This window comes from Nostoc sp. ChiQUE01b, assembly GCF_034531255.1.
Lineage (GTDB): Bacteria > Cyanobacteriota > Cyanobacteriia > Cyanobacteriales > Nostocaceae > Nostoc.
In genome coordinates, this window is the sequence record NZ_JAVRBM010000008.1 from 49,487 (window position 1) to 58,854 (window position 9,368).

6 protein-coding genes and 1 pseudogene are annotated in these 9,368 nt (G+C 41.4%); 5 read left to right on the forward strand and 2 right to left on the reverse strand.

Translation table 11 applies throughout. The features are described from left to right. Position 1: 1 nt before the first annotated feature. Positions 2-373: pseudogene (locus RMY63_RS07805) on the reverse strand (four helix bundle protein). A 126-nt stretch (positions 374-499) separates the two neighbouring features. Here RMY63_RS07805 and RMY63_RS07810 point away from each other — a divergent pair. The 4 genes from RMY63_RS07810 to RMY63_RS07825 all read left to right on the forward strand — a co-directional run bounded on the left by RMY63_RS07810 (position 500) and on the right by RMY63_RS07825 (position 4,787). After that, positions 500-2,260, forward strand: coding sequence for a GldG family protein (locus RMY63_RS07810; protein ID WP_322728161.1), 1,761 nt, complete (start codon positions 500-502; stop codon positions 2,258-2,260). Positions 2,261-2,317: 57 nt separating this feature from the next. Beyond that, complete coding sequence (locus RMY63_RS07815) at positions 2,318-2,944, forward strand: DUF4340 domain-containing protein (RefSeq protein WP_322728162.1); 627 nt, start codon at positions 2,318-2,320, stop codon at positions 2,942-2,944. A 26-nt stretch (positions 2,945-2,970) separates the two neighbouring features. Next, positions 2,971-3,825, forward strand: a complete 855-nt coding sequence (gene purU, locus RMY63_RS07820; RefSeq protein WP_322728163.1) for a formyltetrahydrofolate deformylase — start codon at positions 2,971-2,973, stop codon at positions 3,823-3,825. A 146-nt stretch (positions 3,826-3,971) separates the two neighbouring features. Further along, positions 3,972-4,787, forward strand: a complete 816-nt coding sequence (locus RMY63_RS07825; RefSeq protein ID WP_322728164.1) for a GNAT family N-acetyltransferase — start codon at positions 3,972-3,974, stop codon at positions 4,785-4,787. Positions 4,788-5,146: 359 nt separating this feature from the next. Here the strand turns inward: RMY63_RS07825 and RMY63_RS07830 are convergent, their stop codons facing one another. Further along, complete coding sequence (locus tag RMY63_RS07830; RefSeq protein ID WP_322728165.1) at positions 5,147-6,214, reverse strand: pentapeptide repeat-containing protein; 1,068 nt, start codon at positions 6,212-6,214, stop codon at positions 5,147-5,149. 487 nt (positions 6,215-6,701) lie between these two features. Between RMY63_RS07830 and RMY63_RS07835 the strand changes: the two genes are divergently transcribed. Then, a complete protein-coding gene (locus tag RMY63_RS07835) occupies positions 6,702-8,990 on the forward strand; it encodes an FUSC family protein (protein ID WP_322728166.1) in 2,289 nt (762 codons plus the stop codon). Positions 8,991-9,368: the final 378 nt, after the last annotated feature.

Genomic DNA, 9,368 nt, shown 5'->3' on the forward strand with positions numbered 1-9,368 from the left:
CTTAGTCATCTGGTACATTGCCAATTGAGTTTAGGTAGGAGTTTAATTTTGGTGGTAGTTCGTTAATGATTGTTTTGATTGCATTTATCTGCTCGGTAGTTAATAAGTTACGAGTGTAAGCTCGTCTTAACCAATGTTGAGTTTCATTCAAAGAGTCTCTTGCTATTTTTATAAAACGTCTATTTTCTTGAAAACTACCTCTTCCTACACCTTCTGCTATATTGGCAACGATACTATCTGCCGAACGTACAATCTGTTTACCAATCGTATCTTTTGCAAAAAAATTTCATCCTTCAACAATTTTCCAAATGTCATCAGCTAATTGTTCTGATAATTGATAAACCTGTAATTCTTGGAAACGCTTTGTCGCCATTTATTCAGTTATATTGCTTATCTTATTTTTAGTTACTCAATTTTCGTCCATATATTTTTACTTGTCACTATTTTTAGACAAATGACCAATGACAAATGACAAATGACCAATGACAAATGACAAATTATGAAGATAGTTGCAAAAAAGAAACTGTGGAAATATCTGTTTTGGTTGGGCCCATTCCTAATTACTGTCGGCTTAACAGTTGGATTAGTCTCTGAACAATGGGAATTAATTCCATTAGCATTTCTGATTACAGGAATTGTCATCAGTGGGTTGGGGATAATATGGCAAAGCTATGAAACTAATTGGTGGAACCGTCGTTCTACCCAAGCTGGGACTAATGCCCTAGTAGCGACTTTAGCAGTACTAGCAATTTTGGGATTGATTAACTTTTTGGGGACTCGCTACCACTTACGAGCAGACTTAACAGAGGCTCAATTATTTACCCTTGCACCGCAGTCACGTGAATTAGTAAGGGTTTTACCACAGCCAGTTAAGGTGTGGGTGTTTGATATTAACCAAAATCCCCAGGACAGAGAACTGCTAGAAAATTATCAGCGACAAAGCTCAAAATTTAAATATGAGTACATCGACCCCCAAAGTAGGCCAGGACTTGCAGAAAAGTTTGGCGTCAAAGATTATGGAGAAGTTTATTTAGAATCTGGCGATAAACGGCAATTAGTACAAACAATAAATGAAAATGAGCGCTTGTCAGAAATTAGATTAACTAGTCGCCTGCAACAACTAACAAATTCAAACACAGCTAAAGTTTACTTACTCCAAGGTCATGGCGAACGCCAACTTTCGGCTGGTAAAGGTGCAATATCACAAGCAGTTCAGGGATTAGGCGATAAAAATTTCACAACATCACCGCTGAATTTAGGAGAAACTTCCAAAGTTCCTCAAGATGCGGCTGTAGTGATAGTAGCTGGCCCCAAACGAGGACTGTTTGAGGGTGAAGTCAAAGCTTTGCAAGAATATCTTAATCGCGGCGGTAACTTACTGCTGATGATTGATCCTAATACCGATCCCAAATTTAACAGCTTGCTACAAGAGTGGGGTGTTCGTCTAGATAATCGTTTAGCAGTCGATGTCTCTGGCGGAAGCGTTGTAGGACTTGGCCCTGCTGCGCCCTTAGTAACAGAATACGGTCAACATCCGATTACCAAAGATTTCGGTAACGGAAATTCTTTTTATCCGATTGCTCGACCACTGGAAATTACCTCTGTGCCTGGTGTTCAGGCTACTCCACTCCTACGAACCAAACCCTACCCCAACAGTTGGGCAGAAAGCGACCTCCAAAGCGAAAAATTGGAATTTAATGCAGATAAAGACCTGAAAGGGCCTCTAACCTTGGGCGTTGCCTTAACAAGAAAACAACCAGCTAAATCTGCTTCCACACCCCAAGCTGCACCGACACCTTCACCCCTGCCATCACCAACCAGCCAAACCAAGACTAGCCCTACTCCTTCCCCTTCCCCCAAGACTCCGCAAGCCTTACCTTTACCATCGCCAAGCACTCAAAGCAAGGCTTCCCCTACTCCCCCTGCTTCCCCTGCCCCCTCTGCCTCCCCTGCTCCCACTCCTTCCCCTACTCCCTCATCTCAAACAGCCACTGAGTCTCGGTTAGTAGTTTTAGGAAATTCCGATTTTGCCACCGATGGTTTGTTTCAACAGCAATTAAATGGAGATGTATTTCTCAACTCAGTTACTTGGCTAAGTCAACAGGATGAGCAACCCCTTTCCATTCGTCCTAAAGAACCGAAAAATCGGCGGATAACCCTGACAACCACACAAGGTAATCTTTTAATATTGTCATCTCTGTTAGTTTTACCCTTAATTGGGTTTGCGATCGCAGTTATTATTTGGTGGAAACGACGGTAAAGTGAAGAATTCTTCCTCAATTCCAATGACAAATGACAAATGACAAATGACTAAAAAATGAAATTGCCGCGAACAACTTTAATTTTGATACTGCTAGCGCTAGGTTTAGGTGGTTTTGTTTACTTCCATGAAATTCGGGGTGCAACTGTGCGCGAAGAAATCAAGGAGCAAAAGCAGAAAATTTTCTCTTTTGGAGAAGATGATGTGCAGTCTTTAGCAGTCAAAACAAAAAAACTCACCCTGAATCTGGAACGTAACCCTGAATCTTCTAGTAAGCCCAAGTGGTTAATCAAATCTCCCATATCGGGCCCAGCAAATGATGCTATTGTTTCTTATTTAATGGATTTATTGGTCAAAGGTAATAGCGAACGCACTTTATCAACTCCAGCAAAACAGCTTGGAGAATTTGCCTTAGATCCACCCCAAGCTACCATCAATATCACCCTAAAAAACCGACAAAGCCATCAGTTGATTTTGGGTAAATCTAACTTTAACGGTCGTTTTTTATATGCTCAAGCTAACCCTGCTATAAAACCCGATGGAAATACAAATGTGCTGTTGGTATCTACAGATTTTGCAAATGCTGCGAATCGGGAACTATCAGAGTGGAAACAACCTGTAGATAATAGTCAGAAACTACCTCCGCTCACTATTCCTAAGCCGATTCCGACAAACAGCAAATAATTAATTCAAAATCTGGCGATATTATTATGACAAATCCGACAGCAACATTGCTGATTTCCTGCCCAGATCAACGAGGATTAGTGGCAAAATTTGCCAATTTCATTTATTCTAATGGTGGTAATATTATCCATGCAGATCAGCATACAGATTTTGCTGCTGGATTATTCCTTACCCGCATTGAATGGCAATTAGATGGGTTCAATTTACCGCGAGAATTTATTGCCCCTGCATTTAATGCGATCGCACAACCTTTAGACGCTAAATGGGAAATACGTTTTTCTGATACAGTACCACGCATTGCTATTTGGGTAAGTCGGCAAGACCATTGTCTATTTGACTTGATTTGGCGACAACGTGCTAAAGAATTTGTGGCTGAAATTCCTTTAATTATTAGTAACCATACTAATTTAAAGGTAGTGGCAGAGCAATTTAATATTGAATTTCAGCACATTCCTATTAATAAAGACAATAAATCAGAACAAGAAGCCCAACAACTAGAATTACTACGTCAGTACAAAATAGATTTAGTTGTATTGGCGAAATATATGCAGATTGTTAGTGCAAATTTTATTAGTCAATTTCCGCAAATTATTAATATTCATCACTCCTTTCTACCAGCTTTTATCGGAGCAAACCCCTATCACCGAGCTTTTGAACGGGGGGTAAAAATTATTGGTGCAACTGCTCATTATGCCACTGCTGATTTAGATGCAGGCCCAATTATTGAACAGGATGTGGTGCGAGTCAGTCACCGTGATGAAGTTGATGATTTGCTGAGAAAAGGCAAAGATTTGGAGAGAGTTGTATTAGCAAGAGCGGTGCGATCGCACTTGCAAAATCGTGTATTGGTATATGGCAATCGAACAGTAGTATTCGAGTGATTTTATATCCAAACGAATGTAATTGTACGAGATATGAGTATAAAAATATTAAGAATTATCGCTGGGTTTGCAAAAGCGAAGTTAAATAGCTAATAGCCTGATAGTAAGAAGATATTATGATCCTTGACAACTTCATCGTTCGCAAAATGAACAGGTCGGAAATTGATTTGGCGATTACTTGGGCAGCAAGCGAAGGTTGGAATCCAGGAAGGTATGATGCTGAATCTTTTTATCAAACTGACAAGAACGCTTTTTTATTGGGCGAGTTGAATGGTGAGCCAGTGGGGTGCATTTCTGCTGTTGCTTACGATCAACACTTCAGTATTATAGGTTTTTACGTTGTGAAACCCCAATTTCGTGGGCGGGGGTTGGGTATGAAAATTTGGAAGACAGCAATTGACTATCTAGGTGCTGACCGTAACATCGGTTTGGATGGTGCAGTAGCTCAACAAGATAACTACAAAAAGTCTGGCTTCCAAATCGCTTATAACCATATTCGTTATCAAGGGGTGGGTGGTGGTGTTGTGCCTGCTAGTATTGTCGAACTCAAAACAGTGCCTTTTGAAGAATTGGTAGCTTACGATTGCCAACTTTTTCCTTCTCAGCGTTCAGTGTTTCTGCGACATTGGATTGAACAGCCAGAAAGTACTGCTTTCGGGTTTCTCAAAAATGGATATCTTGTTGGTTACGGAGTTATCCGGTCTGCTTATACAGGTTTTCGGATTGGGCCACTGTTTGCTAATGACGAAGAAATTGCTGAAGCCTTATTTCAAGCATTGCTTGCAGAAAATCCTCATGCTCTAGTGTTTGTTGATGTGCCGGATGCAAATGTACAAGCGATTAACCTAGTTCAACGTTACCAATTACAGCCAGTCTCTCAAACTGCTCGGATGTACACTAAAGAAATTCCTAGTTTACCTATTAATCGCGTCTTTGCTGTGACAAGTTTGGAACTAGGTTAGAAATAGACAAACAATGTGTTTAGACCTCTAATATACAATCCCACTGTGAGCGCGTGAGTTTTTTTTGAGTCTATAGTAATATCCCTCTTTTGTCACTCTCCGAAAACATTTACCATTTCTGAATTCTAGAGCTTTTGTATAGCAAGCGTAGGCGTAGCCCGCCGCAGGCATCGCGCGATTCTTTTCTAATAACAAATACAAGACCAATTTTTTTCTAATAGTATAGCTTGTATTGATTGCCTCATAAGGCTTAAGCGCGATTGCCCTCCCGGAAAGTGACAGAAGAAGGGTAAAATTAAGTAATCCATTCTAACGAAAGGTTAGTCTTTCTACTAGGCAGATCAATATCCCTCAAATTTCTACCCTCGCACTGTCTTGTCTGGAAGTACTCCAAGTTCTTCCCAAAATTCATCATCGTAAGTAGCATGTTCCCAATTTTTAGCTGCTTGAATTTGCTCCTTGGTAATGCGTTTCGCACCACGCAAATCAGCCCCCTCAAGATTAGCTTTTTCAAACTTGGCGTAGTGGAGTTGAGTTTCTTGAAAATTAGCATTACATAGGTTAGCGCCTCGAAGGTCAAGACCTCCAGCCTTGGCTTTGTAGAGGTTAGCAGCTTGCAAATTTGCTTTTTGGAGATTTGCTCCTGATAAGATCGCTCTTTCAAGGTTAGCCTTTTGTAAATTGGCACTTTCAAGATTGGCATCCCATAACATTCTAGATATTTCTGTAACTTCTTCTAGCACGACTCCAGGAGCAATTTTATGTGCCCCTGCTTTGTTAAGAACAAAGTTTTCTGGAAACAAAGTTTCTGAATCATAAATCGCGCCAAAAAAAGTGCAACCATCAAGGTTTGCCTCACGAAAATCAGCACCGAATAGTCTTGCTCCGCGAAAATTAACACGATAAAGATTGGCTCCACGAAAGATGGATTTAGTAAGATCAGTATTCACGAATCCGCAAACCCACAAATTGGAATTAGCTAAATCAATCTCAGGTAAAACTGCTCCATCAAATACACCAGTACGTATTGTGAGTGGTTGACCTGATGCGTCCCGCTCCTTCGCTAAATTTTGAAGTGCCATTCTCAAAGCATTACTAAAGAGTCTTTCATCACCTTGGCTCATTGACCGAGCTGCATCAATTGCTTTCCAGTATTCAAATTGTCTGCTCTCGGCTTCAAGCCTTGTTCGCTCTTCACGTTTAGGGATCTCAAATAGAAAAGTGATTACAGCAATCAAAATACCTAATTTGCTAAGGGAATCAAGTACTTCAATAAATGCTTGTTTTTTCAACCATGCAGCAAACTGAGTTGAAGACAGTAGCAAGGCGATTAAAACAACGAAAATTATGATCCAGGTAAACCACTTTGTATGCTTTCTTGTCCACAATAAGAATCTAGTTTGTGGTTTTGCTTGGTTGTTTTTCATCTTGCTTGCTTAATTACTGCGCCTTGGTGTTTCACTCGATTGTCTTAACTTAATTAATAGTACTGCTAACGTTGTTAAAACGATTACCTAATTGCCAATGTTACACGTTGGTTCAAACTGGACGAACAGGCTCTTAAATTGCTTTGTCTATCTGGGTGACGCTTTGAAACTAACAAATGATTACATCAGGTTATCTTTAATTCCACGTTTTTGGCTCAAATATGTAATGCAGACCCAGTTGTCTGAAATCGGTTTTGAAACAGCAAATTTTTACCACCGTCGTCTAAGATTAGGATCTGTCCCCAAATTTTTCTCAACCCGTTGAAGCTTAGTACAAGAACTTGAGCAGGTACAGAATCGGCTGGAAACCATTCTTAGTAAATGTGCCATTGTTTAATCGCCTCCCTTACAGAAAAAATAATGATTTCAAGAATGGCTAAAATGCTGTAAGAAGCGATCGCGCTTTGTTATAGTCGCCAGTCTCATAATGTCATTTACAGATAAACGTCCTCTGGGTTGGTTGTTGCAGCAGTTTCAACTCCAGCCAGGTAAACCCGCCATTGCCTCTGGATTGCGTAGCCTTTTTATACTGGGTGTCCCGATTGGAATTGGCATCATTACAGGTCATGCTGCTGAAAGTGCGATCGCCACTATGGCAGCTTGGTTCGTTGGCATGGTAAATGTTGACGGAGCCTACCGTCAGCGAGCGATTGCGATGATCGCAGCTACGATTGGGGTAACTTTGATGTTCCTAATCGCAAGTCTGGTTAGCAGTCATCTCTGGTTAGCTGTCCCGACCACGTTCTTGGTAATATTTATCACAGGTTTAGCAAATCTCTATGGTAGCGTGGCTGCATCTGTCAGCTTGATTACTTCGATTATGTTTGTGATTGCGCTGGCTAGATTCGCTGCATTTTCTAATTTGCCTACTCTGATTCAACACTGTGGGCTATGTCTAGCTGGTGGAACATGGACAACTGTCTTGTCATTAGGACTGTGGGTAGTGCGTCCTTATGTACCTGCAATGCAGATAGTCGCTAACTGTTATTTCTCATTAAGCAATTTTGTGGACTTGGCAGGCCAGAGAGCATTAAATCCAAAAGATCGTCAGGAGTGGGAACAGCAATTTTTGCAAGCTCAGGATACAGTTATTCAGAACTTGACATCTGCCCGTAGCGTCTGGACAACTATCTGGACTAGGCAAAAAGGAGCTAACCTACGAGGAAATCAGTTACTCGTATTAATTGAGGATATAAATCAAATTGTCAATTCTGTTGTAGCACTGAACGAACTGCTAGCGATCGCATCCGAACATCAATTATTTTCTCGGTTACAGCCAGAAATTCAGCAAGTTATGCAACAGTTGGCAATTGCTCTGCAAATGTTATCAGAAGCCATCGCTAAAGGAAAAAACTCACCTCACTTAGGGGATCTGGATCGAAGTATTGAAGCACTAGAACACCAAAGCCAAGTTCTGCGTTCTCAAGTCCTCAATCAAACCATCACTGCTCAGACAGATGAATATTCTGATCTAGTTAACCTTGGGAAGATTACAGCCAGTCTGACAAAGCTGGCAGAGCAAATTCATACTGATGCAGAGATTGTTACAGATTTAAGCCAAGGAAAACTGCGTAACAGCATTGCCCAGCGAGATATTTCCCCCCCAGCCCAACCAGAGTCTTCTACAATTATTGATACGCTGCGAAATAATTTCACTTTTGATTCAGTCCTCTTTCGTCATGCGTTGCGTCTGGCATTAATAACAACGTTTGCGGAATTACTTGCCTCGCTATTCCAACTACCTAGAGGCTACTGGATAACGCTCACAGCTTTAGTTGCACTTAAACCTAACTTTGGCGGAACGTCCGAGACAACAGTCCAAAGAGTCATCGGTACTATTTTAGGTGGAATTATCGGTATTGTTCTGATTTTACTAGTTAAGAATCAATTGGCGAGTGCAGTTTGTTTCCTGCTGTTAGTGTTTGTGGCGATGTCGGTGCGATCGTTAAGCTACAGCATATTCATCATACTGCTCACTCCCGCCATCATATTGCTACTCAACATTATTAGTGCAGGTGGCTGGAAGGTTGGAGTATTGCGGATCTTCGATAGCTTGGCTGGGGGTGCCTTAGCGCTGCTTGGTAGCTATTTGCTTTTCCCTCGTTGGGAACGACAGCAACTTCCTGCACAATTGGAAAAAACAATTCGAGCTAATCTTAGTTACTTTCAACAGGTGATTGCTAATTACCTCCATCCAGAACATAATGCATTTGCTGATTCTATCAACATGCTACGCCACCAAGCAGCGCTAGAAAACGTCAACGCTAACGCCGCAGCTCAACGATTGTTCAGCGAACCTCGTCACATTCACGGAGAAATCGAACCTGTAATGACGCTGATGGCATATATTCGTGGCTTTTTCAGTTCGGTTACAACTTTAGCAGAACATCTGCGGGAATTTAGCGGCGAGTACCAATTTACTGAACTCAAGCGACTTGCCGATACCATTGTCCAAGTTTTGGAAAACTTAGCAGATGCCCTTGCACAGGGACAGCCACCCCAACCATTACCAGCACTGGATAGCGAGCTCGAAGCAATTCACAACCAAATCCAACAGCTACATACTGCTCGGTTATCAGAGATTGCCACCAATTCCAACACTTTAACTCCCACATTACAAGCCGTTCGAGAACAAACTCCGCTCTCCACAGAACTGGATCGAATTGTTAATGAAATTAAAGTTATGCACTGTGTAATTGCTCGTTTGCAAGAATAATTTTCTTTTCGCGCTGGCGCTGCCCTTTGTACATCACGCGGATGTTAAGGGACTTCCAGAAAATAAATTATCCAATTTACTCAGATAATATTTTGTTGTCTTCCCCCTGCTCCCTGCTCCTCGATCACTGAGCGTAGCCGAAGTGCTGCTCCCCTGCCTACCCAGCGATGGGATATTTTTTTAGTTGGAAGTCCTTAACCTCTTGATTTTTTGTGAGTCTACGATCGCAGCTACCAGTTTGGCAGGATCGGCTGGTTTTGCAATATGGAGTTGAAATCCGGCTGTAAAAACCTGTTTTTGTGTGGTTTCTGCAGCGTAAACACTTAGTACAGCATTTCATTAATTCGTAGCGAATTAAATTTGGCAATACGTTGCAAT